The organism is Bacillus sp. FH, assembly GCF_052216825.1.
Classification (GTDB): Bacteria; Bacillota; Bacilli; order Bacillales; family Bacillaceae_G; genus Bacillus_A; species Bacillus_A paranthracis.
This window is the reverse complement of record NZ_JBQOUU010000001.1, coordinates 1191772-1217737: the sequence shown is the minus strand read 5'-3', so window position 1 is coordinate 1217737 and position 25966 is coordinate 1191772. Positions and strand designations below refer to the sequence as shown.

The 25966-nt window shown below is 35.7% G+C and carries 28 protein-coding genes and 1 pseudogene; 21 read left to right on the top strand and 8 right to left on the bottom strand.

What is annotated here, in order from left to right:
- Both lpdA and ACTT1L_RS06360 read left to right on the top strand, forming a co-directional pair.
- Entirely contained in the window at positions 1-1413 is a 1413-nt protein-coding gene (gene lpdA, locus ACTT1L_RS06365) for a dihydrolipoyl dehydrogenase (RefSeq protein ID WP_000260111.1), read from the top strand.
- Positions 1414-1652: 239 nt separating this feature from the next.
- Positions 1653-1880, top strand: coding sequence for a hypothetical protein (locus tag ACTT1L_RS06360; protein WP_001221351.1), 228 nt, complete (start codon positions 1653-1655; stop codon positions 1878-1880).
- A gap of 1 nt (position 1881) precedes the next feature.
- Here ACTT1L_RS06360 and ACTT1L_RS06355 read toward each other — a convergent pair whose 3' ends face one another.
- Complete coding sequence (locus ACTT1L_RS06355; RefSeq protein WP_001163309.1) at positions 1882-2274, bottom strand: DUF1885 family protein; 393 nt, start codon at positions 2272-2274, stop codon at positions 1882-1884.
- Positions 2275-2401: 127 nt separating this feature from the next.
- Here ACTT1L_RS06355 and ACTT1L_RS06350 point away from each other — a divergent pair, with 127 nt between their 5' ends.
- The 4 genes from ACTT1L_RS06350 (at position 2402) to ACTT1L_RS06335 (ending at position 3389) form a co-directional block, all read left to right on the top strand.
- Positions 2402-2698: a DUF3055 domain-containing protein gene (locus tag ACTT1L_RS06350; protein WP_001993838.1), complete on the top strand. Its 297-nt coding sequence runs from the start codon at positions 2402-2404 to the stop codon at positions 2696-2698.
- A gap of 196 nt (positions 2699-2894) precedes the next feature.
- Positions 2895-3023, top strand: a complete 129-nt coding sequence (locus ACTT1L_RS06345) for a GapA-binding peptide SR1P (RefSeq protein WP_000536778.1) — start codon at positions 2895-2897, stop codon at positions 3021-3023.
- 59 nt (positions 3024-3082) lie between these two features.
- Complete coding sequence (locus ACTT1L_RS06340) at positions 3083-3211, top strand: GapA-binding peptide SR1P (RefSeq protein ID WP_000536805.1); 129 nt, start codon at positions 3083-3085, stop codon at positions 3209-3211.
- 49 nt (positions 3212-3260) lie between these two features.
- Positions 3261-3389 (top strand): GapA-binding peptide SR1P, encoded by a 129-nt coding sequence (locus ACTT1L_RS06335; protein WP_000536793.1) that lies wholly within the window; start codon positions 3261-3263, stop codon positions 3387-3389.
- Between the two features lie 33 nt (positions 3390-3422).
- On the opposite strand, the gene ACTT1L_RS06330 is transcribed toward ACTT1L_RS06335, so the two are convergent.
- Both ACTT1L_RS06330 and speA read right to left on the bottom strand, forming a co-directional pair.
- Positions 3423-4253: a protein-glutamine gamma-glutamyltransferase gene (locus ACTT1L_RS06330; RefSeq protein WP_074543979.1), complete on the bottom strand. Its 831-nt coding sequence runs from the start codon at positions 4251-4253 to the stop codon at positions 3423-3425.
- Between the two features lie 74 nt (positions 4254-4327).
- A complete protein-coding gene (gene speA / locus ACTT1L_RS06325; protein WP_000084882.1) occupies positions 4328-5800 on the bottom strand; it encodes an arginine decarboxylase in 1473 nt (490 codons plus the stop codon).
- Between the two features lie 366 nt (positions 5801-6166).
- On the opposite strand from speA, the gene ACTT1L_RS06320 reads away from it, so the two are divergent.
- Positions 6167-6436, top strand: a complete 270-nt coding sequence (locus ACTT1L_RS06320; RefSeq protein ID WP_000456556.1) for a UPF0223 family protein — start codon at positions 6167-6169, stop codon at positions 6434-6436.
- Between the two features lie 81 nt (positions 6437-6517).
- Here ACTT1L_RS06320 and ACTT1L_RS06315 read toward each other — a convergent pair whose 3' ends face one another.
- Complete coding sequence (locus tag ACTT1L_RS06315) at positions 6518-7144, bottom strand: YktB family protein (RefSeq protein WP_442821831.1); 627 nt, start codon at positions 7142-7144, stop codon at positions 6518-6520.
- A 206-nt stretch (positions 7145-7350) separates the two neighbouring features.
- Between ACTT1L_RS06315 and ACTT1L_RS06310 the strand changes: the two genes are divergently transcribed.
- A complete protein-coding gene (locus tag ACTT1L_RS06310; RefSeq protein WP_001250164.1) occupies positions 7351-7539 on the top strand; it encodes a hypothetical protein in 189 nt (62 codons plus the stop codon).
- Between the two features lie 88 nt (positions 7540-7627).
- Positions 7628-8428: an inositol monophosphatase family protein gene (locus ACTT1L_RS06305; protein ID WP_001158692.1), complete on the top strand. Its 801-nt coding sequence runs from the start codon at positions 7628-7630 to the stop codon at positions 8426-8428.
- A gap of 104 nt (positions 8429-8532) precedes the next feature.
- Here the strand turns inward: ACTT1L_RS06305 and ACTT1L_RS06300 are convergent, their stop codons facing one another.
- Positions 8533-8712, bottom strand: a complete 180-nt coding sequence (locus tag ACTT1L_RS06300) for a DUF5325 family protein (protein WP_000400127.1) — start codon at positions 8710-8712, stop codon at positions 8533-8535.
- Between the two features lie 140 nt (positions 8713-8852).
- Between ACTT1L_RS06300 and typA the strand changes: the two genes are divergently transcribed.
- The 3 genes from typA to ACTT1L_RS06285 all read left to right on the top strand — a co-directional run bounded on the left by typA (position 8853) and on the right by ACTT1L_RS06285 (position 11444).
- Positions 8853-10697 carry a translational GTPase TypA gene (gene typA / locus ACTT1L_RS06295; protein WP_000914763.1) on the top strand — a complete coding sequence of 615 codons (1845 nt, stop codon included), beginning with the start codon at positions 8853-8855 and terminating at the stop codon, positions 10695-10697.
- 157 nt (positions 10698-10854) lie between these two features.
- Positions 10855-11157, top strand: coding sequence for a YlaH-like family protein (locus tag ACTT1L_RS06290; protein WP_000893666.1), 303 nt, complete (start codon positions 10855-10857; stop codon positions 11155-11157).
- Positions 11158-11168: 11 nt separating this feature from the next.
- On the top strand, positions 11169-11444 hold the full coding sequence (locus ACTT1L_RS06285) for a hypothetical protein (protein ID WP_071741811.1): 276 nt from the start codon (positions 11169-11171) through the stop codon (positions 11442-11444).
- A gap of 36 nt (positions 11445-11480) precedes the next feature.
- On the opposite strand, the gene ACTT1L_RS06280 is transcribed toward ACTT1L_RS06285, so the two are convergent.
- Positions 11481-11681, bottom strand: coding sequence for a YlaI family protein (locus ACTT1L_RS06280; protein WP_001995040.1), 201 nt, complete (start codon positions 11679-11681; stop codon positions 11481-11483).
- Positions 11682-11826: 145 nt separating this feature from the next.
- Between ACTT1L_RS06280 and ACTT1L_RS06275 the strand changes: the two genes are divergently transcribed.
- Positions 11827-12282, top strand: a complete 456-nt coding sequence (locus ACTT1L_RS06275; RefSeq protein ID WP_000024588.1) for a pyridoxamine 5'-phosphate oxidase family protein — start codon at positions 11827-11829, stop codon at positions 12280-12282.
- A gap of 246 nt (positions 12283-12528) precedes the next feature.
- A complete protein-coding gene (locus tag ACTT1L_RS06270) occupies positions 12529-13857 on the top strand; it encodes a PhoH family protein (RefSeq protein WP_000358084.1) in 1329 nt (442 codons plus the stop codon).
- Positions 13858-13888: 31 nt separating this feature from the next.
- On the opposite strand, the gene ACTT1L_RS06265 is transcribed toward ACTT1L_RS06270, so the two are convergent.
- Positions 13889-14386: a hypothetical protein gene (locus ACTT1L_RS06265; RefSeq protein ID WP_001289788.1), complete on the bottom strand. Its 498-nt coding sequence runs from the start codon at positions 14384-14386 to the stop codon at positions 13889-13891.
- A 150-nt stretch (positions 14387-14536) separates the two neighbouring features.
- Between ACTT1L_RS06265 and ACTT1L_RS06260 the strand changes: the two genes are divergently transcribed.
- From ACTT1L_RS06260 to pyc, 3 genes and pseudogenes are all read left to right on the top strand, one after another.
- Complete coding sequence (locus ACTT1L_RS06260) at positions 14537-14824, top strand: YlaN family protein (RefSeq protein ID WP_000135695.1); 288 nt, start codon at positions 14537-14539, stop codon at positions 14822-14824.
- A gap of 125 nt (positions 14825-14949) precedes the next feature.
- Positions 14950-16128, top strand: a complete 1179-nt coding sequence (locus ACTT1L_RS06255) for an FtsW/RodA/SpoVE family cell cycle protein (RefSeq protein WP_000832767.1) — start codon at positions 14950-14952, stop codon at positions 16126-16128.
- Positions 16129-16458: 330 nt separating this feature from the next.
- Positions 16459-19904 (top strand): annotated as a pseudogene (gene pyc / locus ACTT1L_RS06250) (pyruvate carboxylase).
- Positions 19905-19944: 40 nt separating this feature from the next.
- Here the strand turns inward: pyc and ctaA are convergent.
- Positions 19945-20880 (bottom strand): heme A synthase, encoded by a 936-nt coding sequence (ctaA, locus tag ACTT1L_RS06245; protein WP_001188736.1) that lies wholly within the window; start codon positions 20878-20880, stop codon positions 19945-19947.
- A gap of 498 nt (positions 20881-21378) precedes the next feature.
- Here ctaA and ctaB point away from each other — a divergent pair, with 498 nt between their 5' ends.
- From ctaB to ctaE, 4 genes are all read left to right on the top strand, one after another.
- Positions 21379-22302: a protoheme IX farnesyltransferase gene (gene ctaB, locus ACTT1L_RS06240; protein WP_001015058.1), complete on the top strand. Its 924-nt coding sequence runs from the start codon at positions 21379-21381 to the stop codon at positions 22300-22302.
- 93 nt (positions 22303-22395) lie between these two features.
- Positions 22396-23445, top strand: a complete 1050-nt coding sequence (gene coxB / locus ACTT1L_RS06235) for a cytochrome c oxidase subunit II (RefSeq protein WP_000745271.1) — start codon at positions 22396-22398, stop codon at positions 23443-23445.
- Positions 23446-23505: 60 nt separating this feature from the next.
- Positions 23506-25341 carry a cytochrome c oxidase subunit I gene (ctaD, locus tag ACTT1L_RS06230; RefSeq protein WP_011040617.1) on the top strand — a complete coding sequence of 612 codons (1836 nt, stop codon included), beginning with the start codon at positions 23506-23508 and terminating at the stop codon, positions 25339-25341.
- Positions 25341-25964, top strand: coding sequence for a cytochrome c oxidase subunit III (ctaE, locus tag ACTT1L_RS06225; RefSeq protein ID WP_000557861.1), 624 nt, complete (start codon positions 25341-25343; stop codon positions 25962-25964). The genes ctaD and ctaE overlap by 1 nt, the downstream gene beginning before the upstream one ends.
- Positions 25965-25966: the final 2 nt, after the last annotated feature.

The window sequence follows — 25966 nt, the reverse complement described above, 5'->3', positions numbered from 1 at the left end:
ATGGTAGTAGGAGATTTCCCAATTGAATTAGATACAGTCGTTGTTGGTGCAGGTCCTGGTGGATACGTTGCGGCAATTCGTGCAGCACAATTAGGTCAAAAGGTAGCGATTATTGAAAAAGCTAACCTTGGTGGCGTATGCTTAAACGTTGGATGTATTCCTTCAAAAGCGTTAATCAATGCAGGTCATCGTTATGAGAATGCAATGCATTCTGATGACATGGGTATCACTGCAGAGAACGTAAAAGTTGACTTTACAAAAGTTCAAGAATGGAAAAACGGCGTAGTTAAGAAATTAACTGGCGGTGTTGAAGGCCTTCTTAAAGGTAACAAAGTTGAAATCATTCGCGGTGAAGCTTACTTCGTAGATGCTAACACATTACGCGTAATGACTGAAGATGCAGCTCAAACTTATACGTTTAAAAATGCTGTTCTTGCAACTGGTTCTACACCAATCGAAATTCCAGGATTCAAATACTCTAAACGTGTTATCAACTCTACAGGTGCTTTAAGCTTACCTGAAATTCCTAAAAAACTTGTTGTAATCGGCGGCGGTTACATCGGTATGGAATTAGGTACTGCATATGCTAACTTCGGTACAGAAGTTACTGTAGTAGAAGCTGGCGACGAAATCTTAGCTGGTTTCGAAAAAGCTATGAGCTCTGTTGTTAAACGTGCTCTACAGAAAAAAGGTAACGTAACAATCCATACAAAAGCTATGGCTAAAGGCGTTGAAGAAACAGAAACTGGCGTAAAAGTTAGCTTCGAAGTTAAAGGTGAAATCCAAACTGTAGAAGCAGATTACGTATTAGTAACTGTAGGTCGTCGTCCAAACACTCAAGAAATCGGTCTTGAGCAAGTTGGAGTTAAAATGACTGACCGCGGCATCATCGAAATCGATGAGCAATGTCGTACAAATGTACCAAACATCTATGCAATCGGTGATATCGTTCCTGGACCACCATTAGCTCACAAAGCTTCTTACGAAGGTAAAGTAGCTGTAGAAGCAATTAGTGGCCATGCGTCAGCTATCGATTACATCGGAATTCCTGCAGTATGCTTCACTGATCCAGAATTAGCATCTGTTGGTTACACTAAGAAACAAGCTGAAGAAGCTGGAATGACTGTAACTGTATCTAAGTTCCCATTCGCTGCTAACGGTCGTGCATTATCATTAAACAGCACTGACGGTTTCTTACAACTTGTAACACGTAAAGAAGATGGTCTTCTTGTAGGTGCTCAAGTTGCAGGTGCAGGCGCTTCTGATATTATTTCTGAGATTGGTTTAGCTATCGAAGCTGGAATGACAGCAGAAGATATCGCTCAAACAATCCACGCTCACCCAACATTAGGTGAAATCACAATGGAAGCAGCTGAAGTTGCTCTTGGAATGCCAATTCACATTGTAAAATAATTTAAGTAATGAAAATAGCCCATCTCTTATTTAAAGAGATGGGCTATTTTTTATTTTATAATAAAAGTGGCTTGCAAGGTCTTTATACGTACTTGTCGAATGAATATATAATAATTTAATTGAATTGTTAAAACATATATAAATCCAAAAGCCATATATATGCTTTCGTGTAATATGTAATTGATTCAAACTTAATACCATATATTAATAAAATAGAGCATGTCAAAGGAGAAGGTTCCATGAGAATATTACATGTTATATTTTATCATTTTTTATTATGGAGTGGTTTTTCCGTTGTATTATCATTGTCAAATGGTGATAAGTTGCATTATAAAGTTATTCTATTTTTTGTATTTCTTTATTTAGCATATGTGATCGCATATTTTGTATTGCAAATTAGAAAGCAGGCATTATTCCTTACGTGTTCAAATTGCATACTTTTCTTAATTATATTTTCTATTTTTTAAATTAACGTTTATAGAAATACATTGTTCTTCCATTAAATAATTTTAACTCTCCTTCTAATTTCTTCGCTAGAAAACGGCAAAATTCATTTGCTTTTCCTTTATCACCAAATGTTGCATTAGGTGGTAAAGAAACTTGAATATAAGTTTGTTCCTTTTCTATACCGACACCAACATAAATGGAGTCATATCGATCGTGAGTAGATTGTAGTTTGAATGTTGTTGCTGATGTATCTAAAATTTCATACGGAAAAGCGGTATTTGTATAAGCGTAATTAATTTGAACACCGGTTTTGGAAGTAACTGTTTTATAATAATGAAAAAGTTGTTTTATATCATCTATTGAAACAGATTGTTGATTGGATTTAGGTACAAGCGTAATAAAGGCATGTTGCATATAAGTTCCCCCTAACTTAGTAGAATACTCTCATTCTACATCCTACTGAATTTTTTGACAATTAAAAGGAGTATTCCTTTTTTTGTTTAATATACTAATGAAAGGTGATGTAGAAAGGTGGAAACCGATGTTTGAAAAATTGTATGATGAGCATGAAAGTGTGAAGGTACGATTTTTGGGGTTTATGACACATGATAATCGTTATGATTTTGGTGTTATTTATACAAATATGTTCTTTGGAAAGCCACTTATTGTTTGCATGCAAACAGGAAGGTCTACTTTACTTGGACGAGATGATGTAGAGAATGTTCAACATTTACAGGAAGTGTTCAAATTAGGCTCAGAAGAGGAAGCAGCTGAGTTATCTCAGTTTTTCTCATTTCTAGTTCCATCTACATCTTTGCATGCGGAATACGAAGAATAAATAATGTAAAACAGTCGTACGTATAAATATGGCTGTTTTTTTATTTGAATATCGCATACTAATTTAAATTTAAAATATTTAATGTGTTATACTAAAAACCTATTGACGTAAAAAGTATAACATATTAAAATAAAGACAGAAAGTTAAGCGGTTACAAAAAAGTTTTTGGGATTATAAACTTAGGGGGAAATGAAAAATGGGAACAATCGTATGTCAAGATTGTGAAGGTACAATTGCACACTTCGAGGATGAGAAAGTAACAGTACTTTACGGGAAATGTGGATCTTGCGGATGTGATCACACAGAGCATACAAAAGCCCAATAATTGATAGGAAATGGACAGCTGAAAGTTTTTAGGACCATAAACTTAGGGGGAAATGAAAAATGGGAACAATCGTATGCCAAGTATGTGAAGGAACAATCGGACATTTTGAAGATGAAAAAACGACAGTGCTTTACGGAAAATGCGGAACAAATTGTGACTGTGCTAGTAGAGATAATGCGAAAGCTTAATGATAAATAAATAAATAGATTACTATTAAAACTCAGGGGGAAATGAAAAATGGGAACAATCGTATGCCAAGTATGTGAAGGAACAATCGGACATTTTGAAGATGAAAAATCAACAGTACTATACGGGAAATGTGGATCTCATTGCGACTGTGACCATAAAGAACATTCAAAAGCTTAAATAAAAAAAGCGCCTACATATGTAGGTGCTTTTTTAATAAACTGTAGTTGTGTTGCCAACTGTTGCAACAATTGCATCATCTCTAATCGGAATAAATCCTATGGATGTCTGTGGTGTGCTAGGAGAAGCATGGTAGCTCATGAGACGGCTATCAATACGGGTAATAGTATCGGTTAAGAAAGCGGAAATGAAAGCGTAAGGGACTCGTCGCTCATTTAATGCGTATATAATTTCTTCTTTTGTTTTTACACCTACGCCATGCCCATAAAAAAAGAAATTTCCTAGATAGATAGTATTTTCTCCTTGCCACTCGATTGTAGCTGGATTCACTTGTGGATTTTTAAAGTAAACGAGATCACCTGGGACAAGATCGCCACCTGTCTTTGTTATGAGCTTTAAATCTTGATCGTAGTCCCACGTATAAAGTAAAAGGTTTGCAAAGAGACGGTTGAAAGTTTCTTCCTCATATAATGCTAGTAAAGCTTTGTAAAAAATAATGATCATAGCGGTGGCACATTCAGTTCCATATAGTTTTCCGTTTTTGAAAATATCTTGTATGGCAATGGAAGGGGGTATGTTTGGAAGGAGCTCGAATCCTCCAAGAGACGTTCTTTTCCAATATTGAGGGTTGCAAAAAGATTGTTGAAATGTGCGAAACTGAAAACCACTTTGAAAAAGTTCTAATGCAGAAGTAATAATATGAACGCGCAAATTTAGATCAAAGCTGAGTTCATCGGATGTTCGAAAGGAATAGATTTCTTGATTTCCTGCCATTATAGATAAAATTTGTTGTTTCTCATTTGCAAATGGCTCATATTCATTTGTGATATAAGGATGTACAATAGAACGGCCTATTACAATCATAGTAGTATCCCCACCTATACGTTACATTACATAATATCGTATGAGAAAAGGGAAAAAGGGTGAAAAAAAGCCTATCAACTGATAGGCTTGTACTCTTTGATCACGCGTAATGTTTGTAATGTCATATCTTCAGGACCTTGTACAGGTAAACCTGCTTCTAAGTTTTTACGAATATACTCTAAGTTGTCTTGTGTAATAATTTCCCCCGGAGTAAAGATTGGAATCCCTGGCGGATAAACCATAACGAAATCAGCTATAATACGACCTGCTGCATTTTCAAATGGGATGACTTCTGTTTCCGAATAAAAAGCATCTCGAGGAGAAAGTGCTAACACAGGTATTTCTGGAATTTCTACTTGCACTTGAACACCTTTATCAGCTTTATTTTTAAATGTTGCTGATAAATCTTGTAATGCCGCAATAAGTGTATTCGTTTCACTTTCTGTATCCCCAAAAGTGACAAGACATAGTATGTTGTATAAATCTGAGAGTTCTACTTCAATGTTATATTGCTCTCTAAGCCATACTTCAGCCTGATGGCCTGTAATACCTAAATCTTTTACAGATACAATTATCTTTGTAGGATCATAGTTAAAAGTAGCATCCGTACCTAGCATTTCTTTCCCTGGACAGTAAAGATGTTCAATATCATTTATAGCATTACGAACTTGTTCCGCTAATTGTATTGTTTGTTCTATGAGCGCCTTTCCTTCTGTAGCAAGACGTTTTCTAGCAACATCTAGGGAGGCTAACAAGATGTAAGACGTTGATGTAGTCGTAAGCATGCTAATAATAGATTGAACATGTTTTACGTTCACAAGGCCTTCTTTTACATTAAGAATAGAACTTTGCGTTAAAGATCCACCTAATTTGTGAACACTCGTTGCTGCCATATCTGCACCGGCTTGCATCGCTGACATCGGCAGTTCATCGTGAAAATGAATATGAACACCATGAGCCTCATCAACGAGTACAGGGATATCGTAAGAATGTGCTAATTGTACAATCTGTTCTAAGTCCGCAGCAAAGCCAAAGTATGTTGGATTAATAACAAGTAAGCCTTTCGCATCTGAGTGCTCTTCAAGTGCTTTTTTGACAGATTGGATTGTGATTCCATGTGAAATACCAAGTTTTGGATCAATTTCAGGATGCATGAAAATAGGTTTTGCACCTGAGAAAATAATAGCTGACATTACTGATTTATGCACGTTTCGTGGCACTAGTATTTTGTCACCAGGACCGCAAACGCTCATCACCATTGTCATTATTGCGCCACTTGTACCTTGAATAGAAAAGAAAGTATGATCCGCACCAAATGCAGCGGCTGCTAAATCTTGTGCTTCTTTAATCATACCTTTTGGATGATGTAAATCATCGAGCGGCGCAATGTTAATTAAATCAATTGCTAATGCATTATGCCCAATAAATTCGCGAAATTCAGGATCCATGCCTTGCCCTTTTTTATGACCTGGAATATGGAATTGAATTGGATTTCGCTTACTGTGCTCAACTAAAGCGGTAAACAATGGTGTTTCGTATTGGGACAATCTATACACCCCTTCTTTTTTTTATATTTATTAGAGTTTGTTTTATATAATCTTGTTCTAAAAAAGTTAAGTTCTTTTTTAGAATGAGACTTGTTTTTCTGCCATTCACAAAAGCTTTTTTGAGATGGGAGCTTCACTTTATTTCCTATAAAACAAAAGCATTATATCACCAATAATTATAGATGTATAGCAAAAAATATTTTTACGGTGAGTATGTTAAATAGTAGCTGCCTACTAAATTCTAGTGGAAGGCAATTCCATTAAAATGAATAAATAGTGTATAATGCAAAGTGACTATAGTGAAGTAGAAAAAATCACTTTAAGATAGCGTATTGAAATAAGAAGAAATGATAAATGAGGTGCGAAATGGAATATCAATATCCGTTAGATTATGATTGGTCAAATGAGGAAATGGTTACAATTGTGAAGTTTTATGAAGCGATTGAGAAAGCATATGAAAAAGGAATTGTAAGAGAAGAATTAATGGGTTTATATCGTCGTTTTAAAGAGATTGTTCCATCGAAAGCAGAAGAAAAGAAAATTGATAAAGAGTTTCAAGAAGTAAGTGGATATTCTATATACCGTGCGATTCAGAAGGCTAAAGAAATTGAAGAAGAAAAGCTTGTGAAAATGTAAAAAATATTTTGAAAAATAAAAACTGAAGTGATATAATGTGATAACAACTAAAAACGGACAATATAAATTGTCCGTTTTCTACTATCGATTACAAAGTGCATATAAAGGAAGGAGTGATTGCATCGTAGATTCAATCTTAGCAAGGAATTGTTCGTTGGTCATTGCTGAAAACTCCTCTGGTGATATATGAATACCAACTAATAATTCTGCTTTTTTTACAGTAGCTAGACGTTCAATCATCTTTTGTAAATCATTTGTTTCAAGTGTTTTATGTAATTTTACACTTGGTTTAGTATGGTCAATGGACCAAACGAAGTCATTTGGAATATTTGTTTTTAAATCATTTATATGTTCTAAGAAGGCGTGAGCCGTCTCCACTTTTTGTGGACACTCATAGATTAAACCAAAGTATATGAAGGCATGAGTACCCCATAATCCAATTTGGAAATGTGGTAGCATTTTATATCCGCGTTTATTTGTTGAAAAAGCAACCCAAGTATCTTTTGGTGGATTGACTTTGCGACGTGCGTGTTTTGCTACATGATAAAAAAAGTTCTCATCAGTTTGTTTGGATAAATACGCTGCAAACTGTTCCCCTAAAGCTTCTAGCTTAGGATGAATGTTCGTTTTAATTGCACTCATTCGTTCTTCGAGACCATCAACTGTAAAGACCTCAAAATCAGTTGATTTGAATGTTTGTAGTGTCATGATTGTTCCTCCAACTCCTATTTTGCTTTTATTTTAGCATAGCTTGTACTATTCATAAAAAAAACAGCACAAAAAAATTTAAATAAAAAAATATAATTTTGTTGCATAGATGATTTATCCAACATAGTATAGTATAAAACAAAAAATCAGAAAATTGAATTAATTCTAGTCCGAGGGCAGACGAATATTGGGAGGAGGCAAATAATATGAGACAGGTGATTAATGCGTTAAAGAGAACAGATGCTGAAAAGAGAATACCGGTGCTACGTTTGGAGCTAGATTATGAATTAGCAACTTTATATGATGCGATGATGGAAGATGATAAACAGAAAAAAGAAGAGTGTGTACAAAAGTTAGAAGTGTTAAGACTTGAAATGATTCGTTTAGAAGCGTAATAATAGTATATGTATAAAAAATTAGTTGGTGCGAACCTTATAAAGGGTTCGTTTTTTCTGTGAACAGTATAGATCGGAGTGTTTAAACATGCAAGAAGTATGGAAAGACATCGATGCACACGCCAAACAGTGGATTCGGGATGCGGGAGAGCATTTAATGGCATCAATGAAAAAAGCACTTATTATAGAAACAAAATCAAATGCAGCTGATTTAGTAACAAATATGGACCGAGAAATAGAACAGTTTTTAATTGGGAAAATTAAAGAAACATTCCCACATCATCATATTTTAGGTGAAGAGGGCTATGGAGACGAGGTAACTTCTTCTGACGGGGTTGTTTGGTTAATTGATCCAATTGACGGCACGATGAACTTTGTTCACCAAAAAAGAAATTTTGCAATTTCAATTGGAATTTATGAGAACGGTATCGGAAAGATTGGACTTATTTATGATCCAGTTCATGATGAATTATATCATGCGTTAAAAGGGGCTGGAGCATTTTGTAATGAAGTACCGATACCTTTATTAGAAAAAGGTACTGTAGAGCAAGGTATTGTAGCTTTAAATGCGATATGGCTTACCGACAATCCATTGCTTAATATGGAAAGTATGATGGCACTTGTTAAGAAAGCAAGAGGCACGAGATCATATGGCTGTGCAGCATTAGAGATGGTATACGTTGCAACTGGAAGAATCGATGCATATGTAACACCTAGATTATCACCATGGGACTTTGGCGGGGGACAGATAATTGTAGAGGAAGTTGGAGGCAAGGTAACAACATTCTCCGGAGCGCCACTTTCTATCGTAGAGAAGAGTAGCGTATTAGTTGCGAAGCCAGGGGTGTATGAAGAAGTGTTATCGTTTATCCCGATTGGTGAGGGCTGATAATCAGTGGGGGATGAAGAAAAAAACCACTGATTAAAGTTTCACTTTATATCCAAGTAACAAAAAAAGTAAGAGGCTGTATACAGGCTTCTTACTTTTTGACGTTATTGCGATTTACGCATTTTTCTTTTTGTTACAAAACCGTATCCAACTGTAACAAATGTGCCGATAATGCAAATAATAATACCGATTGGACTATTTTCAGCAATCATAATGCCGATACCAATTAAGAAAATAACACCGATAATTGCAGTTAATAAAAAGCGATATTGAATGTGTTCCATTTCTTCACCCTCCAATCTCATTTTACTTTCACAAAAGTAAGAATACAACTATATTTTCATTCTTGATTTTATTTTAATTGCTATTGTATCCCCTTCGCTCTTATAATAGAGAAGGATTAAAAAGACATTAGGAGTTGGACATGTTGAAAAAACGACAAGATTTACGTAATATAGCAATTATTGCCCACGTTGACCATGGTAAAACAACACTTGTTGACCAGTTATTACGTCAAGCGGGGACTTTCCGTGCGAACGAACACGTTGAAGAGCGCGCAATGGATTCAAATGATCTAGAAAGAGAGCGCGGTATTACAATTTTAGCGAAAAATACTGCGATTCACTATGAAGATAAAAGAATTAACATTTTAGATACACCAGGTCACGCTGACTTCGGTGGAGAAGTAGAACGTATTATGAAAATGGTTGATGGTGTTTTACTTGTTGTTGATGCATATGAAGGTTGTATGCCACAAACACGATTTGTTTTAAAGAAAGCTCTTGAGCAAAACTTAACTCCAATCGTAGTAGTAAATAAAATTGACCGTGACTTCGCTCGCCCTGATGAAGTAGTTGATGAAGTAATCGACTTATTCATCGAACTTGGTGCAAACGAAGATCAATTAGAGTTCCCAGTTGTATTTGCATCAGCAATGAACGGAACAGCAAGCTTAGATTCAAACCCAGCAAATCAAGAAGAGAATATGAAATCATTATTTGATACAATTATTGAACATATTCCTGCACCAATTGATAACAGCGAAGAGCCACTTCAATTCCAAGTAGCACTTCTTGATTACAACGACTATGTTGGACGTATTGGAGTTGGACGCGTATTCCGCGGTACAATGAAGGTTGGACAACAAGTTGCTTTAATGAAAGTAGACGGAAGCGTAAAACAATTCCGCGTAACAAAATTATTTGGTTACATGGGATTAAAACGTCAAGAAATTGAAGAAGCAAAAGCTGGAGACTTAGTAGCTGTTTCTGGTATGGAAGACATTAACGTTGGTGAAACAGTATGTCCAGTTGAACATCAAGATGCGTTACCATTATTACGTATTGATGAGCCAACACTACAAATGACGTTCCTTGTAAATAACAGTCCATTTGCAGGTCGTGAAGGTAAATACATTACATCTCGTAAAATCGAAGAGCGTCTTCGTTCACAATTAGAAACAGATGTAAGTTTACGTGTAGATAATACAGAGTCTCCTGATGCATGGATCGTATCTGGACGTGGGGAACTACATTTATCTATCTTAATTGAAAACATGCGTCGTGAAGGTTATGAACTACAAGTATCTAAGCCAGAAGTAATTATTAAAGAAGTTGATGGCGTAAGATGTGAGCCTGTAGAGCGTGTACAAATCGATGTACCTGAAGAATACACTGGTTCTATTATGGAATCTATGGGTGCTCGTAAAGGTGAAATGTTAGATATGGTGAATAACGGAAACGGTCAAGTTCGCCTTACTTTCATGGTTCCAGCACGTGGTTTAATTGGTTACACAACAGAATTCTTAACATTAACTCGTGGTTACGGTATTTTAAACCATACATTCGATTGCTACCAACCAGTACACGCTGGACAAGTTGGTGGACGTCGTCAAGGTGTTCTAGTTTCACTTGAAACAGGAAAAGCATCACAATACGGTATTATGCAAGTTGAAGATCGTGGTGTAATCTTCGTTGAACCAGGTACAGAAGTATATGCTGGTATGATTGTCGGAGAACACACTCGTGAGAATGACTTAACAGTTAACGTTGTGAAAATGAAACAACAAACTAACATTCGTTCTGCGACGAAAGATCAAACTTCAACAATGAAAAAACCACGCTTAATGACTTTAGAAGAATCATTAGAGTACTTAAACGATGACGAGTTCTGTGAAGTAACTCCAGAATCAATTCGTTTACGTAAAAAGATTCTTGATAAGAGCGAACGTGAAAGAGCTGCTAAGAAAAAGAAATCTGTAGAAGCGTAAAATAGTAAAACAGCTACCTTTAATTAAGGTAGCTGTTTTTTTATGTTTATTTTTTAGAATATTTACTCTTTTTGTGGACAGTATTTTTTTCACAGGTTACTCTTGTATTAAGTACATAAAGAAAAATGGTTTGATTTATGAGGAAGGGGGATAAATGGTGTTAGAAAGAATGTCGTTTTTTGCGAAGTTATGTAAAGTCGATGAAAATCCAGAGCTAGGGATGTGGTTACTGTATGGCGTCATTATTATATTAAGTGCACTTGTGTATAATTTAGGTTTTGCAAGAAAACTATCTATAATAAAAAATATAGTGATATATATATCGTTAGCGATTGGGTGTACAGTATTAACTTTCTTTGCAGTTTTTTTACCTGTTGGAGAGGGGCTTGTTGTAGCAGCAATTGTACTTGGGATTTATAGGTTGCGATTACGTCAAGCAAGACAACAAAAAGCAGGATGAGGGGGAGTTTTATGCGTTCCGTACAAGATGCGTTATATAATTGGTTAACAATTAAAACAGTTGCCGAAGCACGTCCGGATGATCGTGCTGCAAAAGAAACGTATTTGTTATTTCAAAATATGATATATGAAGAACATAAATTGAGAAATGTGGAAGTTAAGAAGAACGAGGAAATGTATTTAGTTACATATGAAATAAATGGAGAAAGAAAATCTGCAAGGTTTCCATTAGAAGCTATTGATTGTTTTTTGGATCAAATGAATCGCGAACCTGAAAAATATAAATAAGTCCTTTATCATATTGATAAAGGACTTATTTATATTTTACCAATCGTCTTCGACTTTTTTATCACGATATAATCGGAAATTACCACTTGCATGACGTTCCATCGTACGTTCAGCAATTCGTTCCGAACATTCCATGCACATATATGTATGAATAGGGCGATTACGCAGCTTTTTTGCCATAGGATTTTCATCATCTAACATATCTTTTTTATCACAAATCATACATTTGACTCTCATTTCGTCACCTCAATACGAATTCTATCAGTATAAGTATATCATGGAAGTGTAATGTTTTTGAATAATAGTGGGAAAAAATAATATTTTCGCAATTCAAAAAATAGGTTATGATAAGGATATATGAAGTATATTTGGAGGTGGAAATATGGCGAATGTAGTAGAGCCCACATTAACAGATGATTTAGTACAAACGTTACGTAAAGAGTGTATTGTTATGGTAGCAACAACAGATTTTGAAAAACAAGTGCCTAACGTAAGTGCTATTTCTTGGGTGTATGCAGTGAGTAAAACTAGTATTCGATTTGCAGTAGATCAACGTTCACGTATTGTGGAAAATATAAGACATAGTACTGGAGTGGTATTGACTATAATGGCGAATGAATCCGTATTTTCCATAAGTGGTGCAGGTGAAATTTTGACTGATAGAATGGAAGGCATTCCTCTAAAATTAACTGTAATAGAAGTAAATGTACAAGAAGTACGTGATGTTATGTTTTATGGTGCAAAACTTGCAATTGAGCCAACATATGAAAAAACGTATGATCTTCGTGCAGCTAAAAAGCTCGATAACCAAGTGTTAGCAGGAATGAAAGAATTATAAATGTGATAAATAAGAAAGTCAGTTATTAACTTTTGTAATCGCTTATTGTGATTTTATGTTAATAATTATAATTAAAAGTAATATATTGAATAGAAATGAATAAAAAATAAATAAAAGGTTTAATGGCTATAAATTTCGATTCTACCTCGTTTATACGGTACATATAATTATAACAATGGTTCGTCCATATTTTATGGATGAAACCCTTGTTCTACAAATTTAAAAGTGGAGTCAGGGGGTAACAGGTTGGATAAAATTTATGTGTTAGATACGAATGTACTTTTGCAGGATCCTTTATCTATTTTTTCATTTGAAACCAATGAAGTAGTGATTCCAGCAGTTGTATTAGAAGAGGTTGATTCGAAAAAACGTTATATGGATGAAGTAGGACGAAACGCTCGTTATGTATCTAAGTTAATAGACAAATTTCGTGAAATAGGAAAACTGCATGAAAGTATTCCGCTAGAAAACGGCGGTACATTTCGTATTGAATTAAATCATCGTTCGTTTGTCCAACTACAAGATATTTTTGTAGAAAAAACAAATGATAATCGAATTTTAGCTGTAGCAAAAAATCTATCTTTAGAAGAACAAGAAAAAGAGGACGGGAAGTCTGTTATTTTAGTAAGTAAAGACGTGCTCGTAAGGGTAAAAGCAGATGCAATAGGTTTAAAGGCGGAAGATTATTTAAGTGATCGGGTTATTGAAGTGGAAAATATATATTCAGGATTTTTAGAAGGATATATATCAAAAGAACAATTGGATTATTTTTATGAAAAAGGCGAATTGCCTTTATCCGAAATTGCAAATCATCCTTTTTATCCAAATCAGTTTGTAGTAATGAAAGATGCGTTAGGTGGATCTAGTTCAGCACTAGGCATTGTGGATCATTTAGGTAAGAAGGTAAAGAAACTTATTTTTCCAAATGAACAAGTATGGGGAATACGACCACGAAATGTGCAGCAAATTATGGGATTAGAATTGTTGCTTCGTGAAGATATTCCACTAGTTACGCTAACAGGGAAAGCTGGTACAGGAAAGACATTACTAGCTTTAGCTTCGGGGCTCATGCAAACGGAAGATTTAGGGTTATATAAAAAACTACTCGTTGCACGGCCAATTGTTCCAGTTGGGAAAGATATCGGTTATTTACCGGGAGAAAAAGAAGAAAAGTTAAGACCGTGGATGCAACCGATTTTTGATAATCTAGAGTATTTATTTAATACGAAAAAACCAGGAGAGTTAGATGCTATTTTAGCTGGAATGGGTTCGATAGAAGTAGAAGCTCTTACGTATATACGCGGGAGAAGTATTCCAGATCAATTCATTATAATTGACGAAGCACAAAATTTAACGAAGCATGAAGTGAAAACGATACTAACGAGGGTAGGAGAAAAAAGTAAAATCGTATTAATGGGAGATCCTCAGCAAATTGATCATCCGTATTTGGATGAATATAATAACGGTTTAACATACGTTGTAGAGAAGTTTAAAGAGCAACGTATTAGTGGTCATGTAAAGTTTGTTAAAGGGGAGCGATCTAATTTAGCTCAACTAGCCGCAGATTTACTATAAAAAGGAGTGAGCAAAAGCTCACTCCTTTTCTTTAAATAATTGTAAATTTGCGGATGTTACGGATTGGATTTTGTCTATTAGATCCATCATTGTAATATAAATGAACAGGTCCATCTTCTTTTAATGGTTTTCCTTCTTTTGAAAAACCAAGAATAGCATGTTTGACAGTTTCTAATGGAAGCGTTATTGTATCATCTACTGTTTCGATCTCGACTTGCGTAGCGTCATCTGAAATTTCGGCATTAGCAAGAAAAGGTTGAAATGGTATACCGAACGTTCCAGTAATTAGCTGTTCTTTTTTAAATTTCTTTACACTTTGTTGTATCGGCGGGAAAGCAGCACCATCACGGATTTCGCGATCCCAATGTTCCGAAGTGTTTTTTAAATAAGCTTCTAGTTCTGAAGTGTTTTCTCTCGTTTCATCAAAGTAAGTTGTCAAATCTACTTTTCGATCATCAAAGATCCAAACGGTTGGATCGATAGTGATTGGAAAACGAACTTTTCCATTAATAAATAAAATTTCGCTCATTGTTGTTCCCCCATTTGTGTTATACTCCCACTTTTCAGTATAATAGTATTAGACACTATTGTCACAAAAAATGTTTCTATTGCAATTTATTAAAACTATCGCTAATATTAATAGATAGGAGAGAGTAGGACGGAAACGGAGGGAATCAATTTGGCGTCTGAGACAGTATCAAATCATCAGGAAAAGGCACTAGCCCTTCTACAAGCGGATGCGGAGAAGATTTTAAGACTTATTAAGGTGCAAATGGACCATCTTACAATGCCGCAATGTCCATTATATGAAGAAGTGTTAGACACACAAATGTTTGGACTATCCCGCGAAGTCGATTTTGCAGTTCGCCTTGGTCTTATTGCAGAAGAACAAGGGAAAGCAATGTTAGGAGAGCTTGAACGTGAGTTATCTGCACTTCATGAAGCATTTACAAACAAACAACAATAACGGGTTCAAATAAGGGGGCTCAAACTGAAAAAGTTTGAGCTTTTTATTTGTATAATAAAGCAGGAAGAATCAATGTACATATGGAATACAACAATAATTAAATTGAAACAGAGAGAGGAAATGAAATGAAAAGAGTATGGAAATCAATGGATTATTCATTATTACTTCCTCTTGTTATCTTATGTGTGCTGGGAGTTATAATGGTATATAGTTCTAGTTCCATTGTTGCGATTTCGAGGTTTGATAAACCAGCAAATTTCTTTTTTAAAAGACAATTAATTACTTTAGCTGCTGGGACAATAGTATTAATAATTCTTGTTATTATCCCATATAAAGTGTGGAGAAAACGAATCTTTTTATTGGGGAGTTATGGAATTAGTGTAGCATTATTAGCAGCAGCTGCCTTCTTTGCTAAAGCGGTAAATGGTGCAAATGGATGGATATTTGGAATACAGCCTGCGGAATTTGTTAAGATAACAGTTATTCTCGTATTGGCCCATTTCTTTGCGAAAAGGCAAGAAACGAATACGTCTGTTTTTAAAGGATCAGGACCAGTACTTTTAGGTGTTGGTTTAATCATGTTTTTAATTTTAAAGCAAAATGACTTAGGTACCGATATGTTAATTGCGGGAACAGTAGGAATTATGTTTCTTTGTTCAGGAGTTAATGTAAATTTATGGATAAAGAGATTCTTGTTAACATCTATAGTATGGGCTCCGGCGTTGTATTTTCTTGGGAGTTATAAATTAAGTCAGTACCAAAAAGCACGGTTTTCTGTTTTTCTTGATCCATTTAGCGATCCGCAAAAGGATGGATTTCAATTAATAAATTCGTTTATTGGAATTGCTTCGGGAGGGCTAAATGGTAGAGGATTAGGAAATAGTGTACAAAAGTATGGTTACTTACCAGAACCACAAACGGATTTTATAATGGCAATTATATCTGAAGAACTTGGTTTTATAGGTGTGGCTATTATTTTAATCTGTTTATTACTTATAATTATTCGGGCCTTTAGAGTTGCACAAAAGTGTAAAGATCCATTTGGAAGTTTAATAGCTATCGGAATTGCAAGTTTGTTTGGAGTCCAAACATTTGTTAATGTTGGTGGTATGTCTGGATTAATACCACTTACAGGAGTTCCTTTACCGTTTGTTAGTTATGGCGGGAGTTCCTTATTAGCTAATCTACTCGCGATGGGGATATTACTCAATATTGCTAGTCATGTAAAACGACAAGAGAAGCAACAGAACGAGACAGTTAAAGAAAGAGAACAAGGTGGACCACATCTTGTAGTTGTAAAATAAAACACATTGTGCTTTAGAGCATGATGTGTTTTTTATTTTTAAGTAGTTTTAAATATGATGTATTAATTTATCTTTCAGGTAAATTGTATATCACATTAATAAAAAGTGATATACAATTAAGTTGTTAGAAAAGGAAGAGGTATGCTATACTATTTTTGTGAGACAAATTGCTCAGAAAACTTATCATTTGTTAAAAAATAAGGTATGATGGATAAAAATAAAGTGAAGCTTTCTAAGTATAATATAATGTGGAAAGTGAAGAACTTCACGCTCTTTATGGTGTGTATATATTTTATCTCTAGAGTGGTAGGAAAGTAGAGGGGGAAAATCATGACAAAGCTGCAACGTATTCAAAAAGTATTGGTAGCTAACCGTGGAGAGATTGCAATTCGTGTGTTTCGAGCTTGTTCGGAACTGGGATTAAAAACAGTTGCAATCTATTCTAAAGAGGATAGTGGTTCTTATCATCGTTATAAAGCCGATGAATCCTATTTAGTTGGGGAAGGAAAAAAGCCAATTGATGCTTATCTAGATATTGAGGGCATTATTGAGATTGCGAAAAGTAATCATGTAGATGCAATTCACCCTGGATATGGTTTCTTGTCAGAAAATATTCAATTCGCAAAACGTTGTGAAGAAGAAGGGATTATCTTTATCGGTCCAAAAAGTAAGCATTTAGATATGTTTGGAGATAAAGTGAAAGCAAGAACACAAGCGCAGCTAGCACAAATTCCAGTTATTCCTGGTAGTGATGGGCCAGTAGATTCATTAGAAGAAGTCGAAAAATTTGCTGAAAAGTATGATTACCCGATTATTATTAAAGCTTCCCTTGGCGGTGGCGGTCGTGGTATGCGTATTGTACGTACTAGTGAAGAATTAAGAGAATCGTATAATCGAGCAAAGTCAGAAGCAAAAGCAGCCTTTGGTAATGATGAAGTATACGTAGAAAAATTCGTTGAAAAACCTAAACATATAGAAGTTCAAATTTTAGCAGATGAAGAGGGCAATGTTGTTCATTTATACGAGCGAGACTGTTCTGTACAACGTCGTCATCAAAAAGTAGTAGAAATTGCACCTAGTGTGTCGCTTTCAGATGATTTGCGTCAGCGTATTTGTGATGCTGCTGTAAAGTTAACGAAAAATGTAAATTATTTAAACGCAGGAACAGTTGAATTTCTTGTAAAAGATGATAATTTCTATTTCATTGAAGTGAATCCGCGTGTTCAAGTAGAACATACAATTACAGAAATGATTACAGGAGTCGATATTGTTCAATCACAAATTTTAATAGCTGATGGACATGCATTACATAGTAAAATGGTAGGTGTTCCAAAGCAAGAGGAAGTTGTTGTACATGGATTTGCAATACAATCTCGTGTAACGACTGAGGATCCACTAAATAATTTCATGCCGGATACAGGAAAAATTATGGCATATCGATCAGGTGGTGGATTTGGGGTTCGTCTTGATACAGGTAATAGTTTCCAAGGTGCTGTTATTACACCGTACTATGATTCTTTACTCGTAAAAGTTACAACATGGGCGCTTACTTTTGAACAAGCTGCTGCAAAAATGGAACGTAACTTAAAAGAATTCCGTATCCGTGGTATTAAAACGAATATTCCATTCCTAGAGAATGTAGTAAAACATAAAAACTTCTTATCAGGGGAATATGACACTTCATTTATTGATGCGTCACCTGAACTATTCTTGTTCCCGAAACGTAAAGACCGCGGAACGAAAATGTTAAATTACATCGGGACAGTAACAGTAAATGGCTTCCCGGGGGTAGGGAAAAAGAGAAACCAATTTTCCCAGATGCTCGTATACCGAATGTATTACACTCAGAGCCAATCCAAAATGGAACGAAACAAATTTTGGATGAGCGTGGGGCAGACGGATTAGTAAAATGGGTACAAGATCAAAAACGTGTACTTTTAACGGATACAACGTTCCGTGATGCGCATCAGTCATTACTTGCAACGCGTATTCGCACAAAAGATTTACACCAAATTGCAGAGCCGACAGCGAGAATGTTACCGAACTTATTCTCAGCAGAAATGTGGGGCGGTGCAACGTTTGATGTTGCATATCGTTTCTTAAAAGAAGATCCGTGGGAACGATTACTAGATCTTCGTGAAAAAATGCCAAATGTTTTATTCCAAATGTTACTTCGTTCTTCAAACGCGGTTGGTTACAAAAACTATCCGGATAATTTAATTCAAAAGTTTGTGGAGTGTTCTGCCCAAGCTGGAATTGATGTGTTCCGTATTTTTGATAGCTTAAACTGGGTAGAAGGTATGAGAGTTGCGATTGATGCTGTACGAGATACTGGTAAAATTGCAGAAGCAACGATGTGTTACACAGGGGATATTCATGATCCACTGCGTAGTAAATATGATTTAAATTACTATAAAAATTTAGCAAAAGAATTAGAAGCATCAGGAGCTCACATTTTAGGTATTAAAGATATGGCGGGCTTACTAAAACCAAATGCAGCATATGATTTAGTTTCAGCATTAAAAGAGACGGTATCGATTCCGATTCACCTGCACACACACGATACGAGTGGAAATGGTATATTAACGTATACGAAGGCAATTGAAGCAGGTGTTGACATTGTCGATGTAGCAGTAAGTTCTATGGCTGGTCAAACGTCACAACCAAGTGCGAACACGCTATACTATGCGTTAGGTGGAAACGAAAGACAGCCAGATGTTAATATAGATTCATTAGAAAAATTATCTCATTACTGGGAAGATGTACGTAAATACTACGCACCGTTTGAAAGTGGTATGAATGCTCCTCATACAGAGGTATATATGCACGAAATGCCAGGCGGACAGTATAGTAATTTACAACAACAAGCGAAAGCGGTTGGCTTAGGCGATCGTTTCGATGAAGTGAAAGTAATGTACCGCCGTGTGAATGACATGTTTGGTGATATTGTTAAAGTAACACCATCATCTAAAGTTGTTGGTGATATGGCATTATTCATGGTTCAAAATCACTTAACAGAACAAGATGTTTTAGAGCGTGGACATTCTATGGACTTCCCAGGATCTGTTGTTGAAATGTTCTCTGGAGATTTAGGACAACCATATGGTGGTTTCCCGAAAAAGTTACAAGAAATTATTTTAAAAGGGAAAGAACCATTAACAGTAAGACCAGGTGAATTATTAGAACCAGTAGATTTCGACGCGTTAAAAGAAGAGCTATTCCATAAACTTGGACGCGAAGTGACGATGTTTGATGTAGTTGCATATGCATTATATCCAAAAGTATTTATGGATTACGAAAAAGTTGCTGAGATTTATGGAAATGTATCTGTGCTCGATACACCGACATTCTTCTATGGTATGAGACTTGGTGAAGAAATCGATGTGGAAATTGAACAAGGTAAAACATTGATGGTTAAACTAGTATCAATTGGAGAGCCTCAGCCGGATGGAAATCGTGTGCTTTACTTGGAGTTTAATGGTCAACCACGTGAGATTGTTGTGAAAGACGAAAGTGTGAAAGCGACAGTTGCACAACGTGTGAAAGGAAACCGTGAAAATCCAAACCACATTAGCGCAACAATGCCAGGAACGGTTATTAAAGTAGTTGTAAAAGAAGGCGATGAAGTGAAAAAAGGCGATTCTATGGCAATTACAGAAGCGATGAAAATGGAAACGACAGTTCAAGCGCCGTTTAATGGTAAAGTGAAAAAAGTATATGTTAACGATGGAGATGCAATTCAAACGGGTGACTTACTCATTGAATTAGATCACTAAAATAAAAAATACCTTGCCAATTCGGGCAAGGTATTTTCATTTATTTTGTTTGTTTAGAAATTGATGCAGCTTCTTTTGCATTCACTTTACTTCTTGTACCTAACATAACTAAATAGCATAGTACAGCAAACAAGCAAGAAATGAATAGGGAATGTAATAATGCCATTGATAAACTAGCATTTGTAAATACGACTAAAATTCCTACGATAGCTTGAAGTGTAACAAGGATAAATGAGATGATCCATCCCCAGTATACGACAGGCTGCTGTTTGTAATGGCGGATAGCGAGAATCATCGCGTATAGTATCCAAGCGAAAATTAACATCGCTGCAACTCTATGTCCCATTTGAACCCATTCATGTAATTGAGTTGGCATAGGTCTATTTTTGCTGCATAAAGGAAAGTCTGGACAGGCTAAGCTAGCTCGTTCGTGACGTACTAAAGCCCCTGTGTAGACGACAATATAACTGTAAATTGTTACACCATAAATATGAAATTTCATTTTTTTGTCCATAATAAGTGAACGTGCATCGAATTTTTGGTCAATTTCAAAGATAAGACACGTTAATAAAATGACAGAAGCAAATGAAATTAAGGAAATACCGAAATGGATAGCAAGTACAGCTGGCATTTGCCCCCAAACAACCGCTGCGGCTCCCATTAATGCTTGTGCAACTAAAAATACGAAGGATAAAATTGCTAACGTTTTTGTTTCGCGCACATGTTTATAATATTTCCAGGACAAAATACAAAGGAGAGTGACAAGAATTCCTGCTGATCCTGATGTAAGGCGATGACTTAGTTCAATAATAGTTTCCATTGATAAATTAGATGGAACAAATTCACCGTTACAAAGTGGCCATGATTTACCGCATCCTTGGCCAGAGCCTGTTTTTGTAACTAAGGCGCCTCCTAATAAAACTATTAATAAATCAAGACTCGTAATGACTGCTAACCATTTAATAAAGCGTTGCAATCTCTTTCACCATCTTTCTGCTATGAAGTTATTGCGAAATATTTTCATTCCATTATGTATAGAATAAAACGCGCTAGTTCCTATGATATATAAAAAATAATAAAATAGCAAAGAAATGGAGGGGGAAGACAGGGAAGAGAAAACGGGTGTGGAAATAAGGTTTATAAGGAAATTTTTAGGTGAAAAATAGGCTATTTTGAAAAGAAATGGGAAGAATACGTGTTAAATATGACAAAAAAGTTTATTATAGAAGGTAACATCATGTTATGATATGGATAAGTAACAATTAAGTTTTTTATGTTCGACACAAAAAGTTCATGTTTTCTTCACAAAATGTTCGGGAAATATGATTTAATATATTGGAGTATGGGCGTAGATTAGTAGTAGAATGGGTTAACAATGTTTCTACTGTAATAATATTGCTATATAGAAGCGAAATATTTCAATTTGAAATAGGCGCAAAAAGAAAGACGAAAGTTTTAAGAGGGGGTTAAAGTGATGAACCATGCAACAAGTGAGCTGCATGATGAGTCTGCTGTTACAAGCGTACCGGAAACAACTCGGTTACAAGATTTAAAAGCGCTCGTTAAAATGGGGATTGTAAACTCAAATACACTTACTGTATTTACAGGATTTTGGTTGGCATTACACTTTAATGGATTAAGTGTAATGGACAATCTGGATAAGTTATTCTTTACAATCGTTGGTTCTGGATTAGTTATGGCAGGGGTATGTTGTTTAAACAACTACATTGATCGAGACATCGATCCATTAATGGAAAGAACAAAGACCCGTCCAACGGTTACTGGAAAGTATAAACCAGGATTTGCACTTACATTTGGACTAGTTATATTACTTCTTGGTTTTGTATTTTTATTATTAACAACACCAATGGCAGTCTTAATGGGATTTATTGGTGCTTTCACATATGTTGTTCTATATAGTTTATGGACAAAGAGAAAGTATACACTAAATACTGTTGTAGGTAGTATATCTGGTGCAGTTCCACCTTTAATTGGATGGGCAGCAATCGATCCATCTTTAGGCCATCCAATTGCTTGGATGTTATTTTTAATTATGTTTATTTGGCAAATCCCACATTTCCTTGCATTAGCAATGAAACGTGTTGATGAATATCGAAACGCAGGAATTCCAATGCTTCCTGTAGTTCATGGATTTGAAATTACGAAACGCCAAATTATGATTTGGACAGTATGTTTATTACCACTACCATTTTATATGAGTGGACTAGGGATAACATTTATGGTAATTGCAACACTGCTTAACATCGGATGGATCGTTTTAGGTTTTTATGGCTTCCGTAAGAAAGATGACATCAAATGGTCTGTGCAAATGTTTGTTTATTCCCTAAATTATTTAACAATCTTATTTGTATCAATGATTGTAGTTACATTCTTCTAAGACAACGACATAATTGGATTTCTTTACGTTGAGATTTACTTTACTTAACTATAAAGTACAATCTAATTCACAAGGAAAGTGGGGGTTGTTTGTATGAAGAAACAGTGGCGACTGCTTTCGTTCGTTTCACTGCTGGCTTTACTGTTAGGGGGATGCGGTAAAGCCTTTCAATCTACTTTAATTCCGCAAGGAGAAGTAGCAAAAATGCAATATGATCTGCTCTTACTAGCAAGTGCGATCATGGTAGGAGTAGTACTAGTAGTTACTATTATTTTCTTATATGTAATTGTGCGTTTCCGACAAAAGAAAGGTCAGGAAGATTATATTCCGGAGCAAGTTGAAGGGAATCACAAACTAGAAATTATATGGACAGTTATTCCGATTATTCTTTTGCTAATCTTAGCTGTTCCGACGGTTACATATACATTCAAACTTGCTGATGTAAGTGCGATGGAGAAAAAGAATATTGATAAAGATACTATCGTTGTTGATGTAACAGCGAATCTTTATTGGTGGGAATTTTCTTATAAATCAGAAAAGATAGTAACTTCTCAAGATTTAGTCATCCCCACAGGTAAGAAAGTGTATTTGAATTTGAAGGGTGCCGATATTAAACATTCGTTTTGGGTTCCATCTTTAGCTGGGAAAATGGATACAAATACAGATAATGTGAACAAAATGTGGTTAAAGGCAGATAAATCGGGCACTTATAATGGTTTTTGTACAGAATTTTGCGGCCCATCACATTCTTTAATGCAATTCAAAGTGAAAGCTTTAGATGAAAGCGAGTACAAAAAGTGGCTTGCTGATATGAAGAAAATTGATGGGAAGAAAGAAGTAGCTTCAACAAAGGCGCAAGAAGGCCAAGAAATATTTAATAAAAGCTGTATTGGTTGTCACGCAGTTGGATCTAATGATAGTAGACCACCTTCCGCTCGTATCGCACCAAACTTAGCAAACTTTGCGGATCGCGATACAGTTGCCGGCATTGCTGAAAACAATGAAGAAAACTTAAAAAAATGGCTGAAAGATCCTGAAAATATGAAACCAGGAAATAAAATGACTGGTAAATATGGCAACTTAACAGACGATCAAATTGATGCATTAAATGCATACTTACAAACGTTAAAAGTTGAAAAGTAAAGAGGGATTATTCGCGAAGGGGAGGTTGAAAACGTGAGTTCTGTAGCAAAAAAACAGGGGATGGGTGCTGTCATATGGGATTATTTAACGACAGTAGACCATAAAAAGATTGCCATTCTCTATTTAATTGCAGGTGGATTGTTTTTTATAATAGGCGGAATAGAAGCTCTATTTATTCGCCTTCAATTAGCGATTCCTAACAACGCTTTTCTTGTTGGGGATGCTTATAATCAAGTATTAACTATGCACGGTACAACAATGATTTTCCTCGCAGCTATGCCACTCGTGTTTGCATTTATGAACGCCGCTGTACCACTTCAAATTGGTGCACGTGATGTAGCGTTCCCGTTTTTGAATTCACTCGGATTTTGGTTATTTTTCTTTGGTGGAGTATTTTTAAATTTAAGTTGGTTTTTAGGTGGAGCGCCTGATGCAGGATGGACATCTTATGCATCTTTAGCTTTAGCCTCTAAAGGCCATGGTGTTGATTTTTATGTGCTTGGCTTGCAAATCTCCGGTATAGGTACATTAATTGGAGGTATTAATTTCCTTGTAACCATTATTAATATGCGTGCGCCAGGGATGACGTATATGCGTATGCCGATGTTTACGTGGACGACATTTGTAACATCTTCATTAATATTATTTGCTTTTCCGCCGTTAACTGTAGGATTAGGACTTTTAATGTTAGACCGCTTATTTGGAACAAGTTTCTTTAATCCAGCACTGGGCGGGAATACAATTATATGGGAGCACTTATTCTGGATTTTCGGTCATCCAGAAGTATACATTCTTATACTCCCAGCTTTCGGAATATTCTCAGAAATCTTCGCGACGTTTTCGAAAAAACGATTATTTGGTTATTCGTCGATGGTGTTTGCGACAGTATTAATTGGATTTTTAGGGTTTATGGTATGGGCGCATCATATGTTTACTGTTGGGCTTGGTCCAGTTGCAAATGCTATTTTCTCAGTTGCAACAATGGCGATTGCCGTTCCGACCGGTATTAAAATATTCAACTGGCTCTTTACAATGTGGGGCGGAAGTATTCGTTTTACGACACCGATGATGTGGGCAGTAGCCTTCATTCCATCATTCGTAATGGGAGGAGTTACAGGTGTTATGCTAGCATCTGCACCAGCTGATTATCAATTTCATGATAACTATTTCGTAGTAGCTCACTTTCATTATGTAATTGTCGGTGGTGTTGTATTTGGTTTACTTGCAGGAGCCCATTATTATTGGCCGCTGATGTTTAATAAAGTATTGAATGAAACGTTAGGAAAGATAACATTTTGGTTATTCTTTATCGGTTTCCATTTAACGTTCTTCATTCAGCATTTCCTTGGCTTAATTGGTATGCCACGTCGTTACTACACATATCTTGAAGGTCAAGGGTTGGAAATGGGCAATATGATTAGTTCTATTGGAGCGGTATTTATGGCTCTTGGAACGATTGTTCTTCTATTCAATGTAATTAAAACAACAGTATCAAAAGAAAAGGCTGGTCGTGATCCGTGGGATGGACGTACATTAGAATGGACAATGCCAGCACCTACACCAGAATATAACTTTAAACAATTACCATTTGTTCGCGGGTTAGATCCGTTTTGGATTGAAAAACGTGAAGGGAATAAAGAGATGACAGCGGCGGAACCAGTGGGTGATATTCATATGCCAAATCCATCATTTTCACCATTTATCATTTCTTTAGGATTGTTTATAGCGGCATTCGGTGCAATGTATATGCAGGGTGGAAAAGATAAGTTTTGGTTATTAGTAGCAATTATCGGTTTAATTATTACGTTTGGTACAATGTTCCTACGTTCAGTAATTGATGATCATGGATATCATATTCATAAAGAAGATTTAGAAGATAAGGGGGGCAAGGCGTAATGCATGTAGATGAAAAATTAACGAATGAAACATTTCCAGCAGAGCCTGAAAAAGCAACCCTTGAGGGGAAAAATAAGTTTGTCGGTTTTTGGTTATTTCTTGGAGGCGAAACAGTATTGTTCGCTTCCTTATTTGGCACATATTTAGCATTAAAGAATTCTACAAATGGCGGACCAACATCTCAAGAGATGTTCCAAATGCCACTCGTTTTCATTATGACGATGCTTTTATTAACGAGTAGCTTAACGAGCGTATATGCGATGTATCATATGAAAAACTTTAATTTTAAGAAAATGCAACTTTGGCTACTAGTAACAGTGCTGCTAGGTTTAGGGTTTTTAGGATTTGAGATATATGAGTTTTATCATTATACGCATGAATTTAAGCATACTATGAGAAGTAGCGCATTTGGTTCCGCGTTTTATGCTCTTGTTGGTACACATGGACTCCACGTATTGTTTGGATTGTGTTGGATTTTAACATTAATCTTTAGGAATGCGAAGAGAGGTCTAAATTTATACAATGCACCGAAGTTTTATGTTGCATCGATTTATTGGCACTTTATTGACGTAGTTTGGGTGTTTATTTTCACTGTAGTATATTTAATGGGAATGGTGGGATAAAC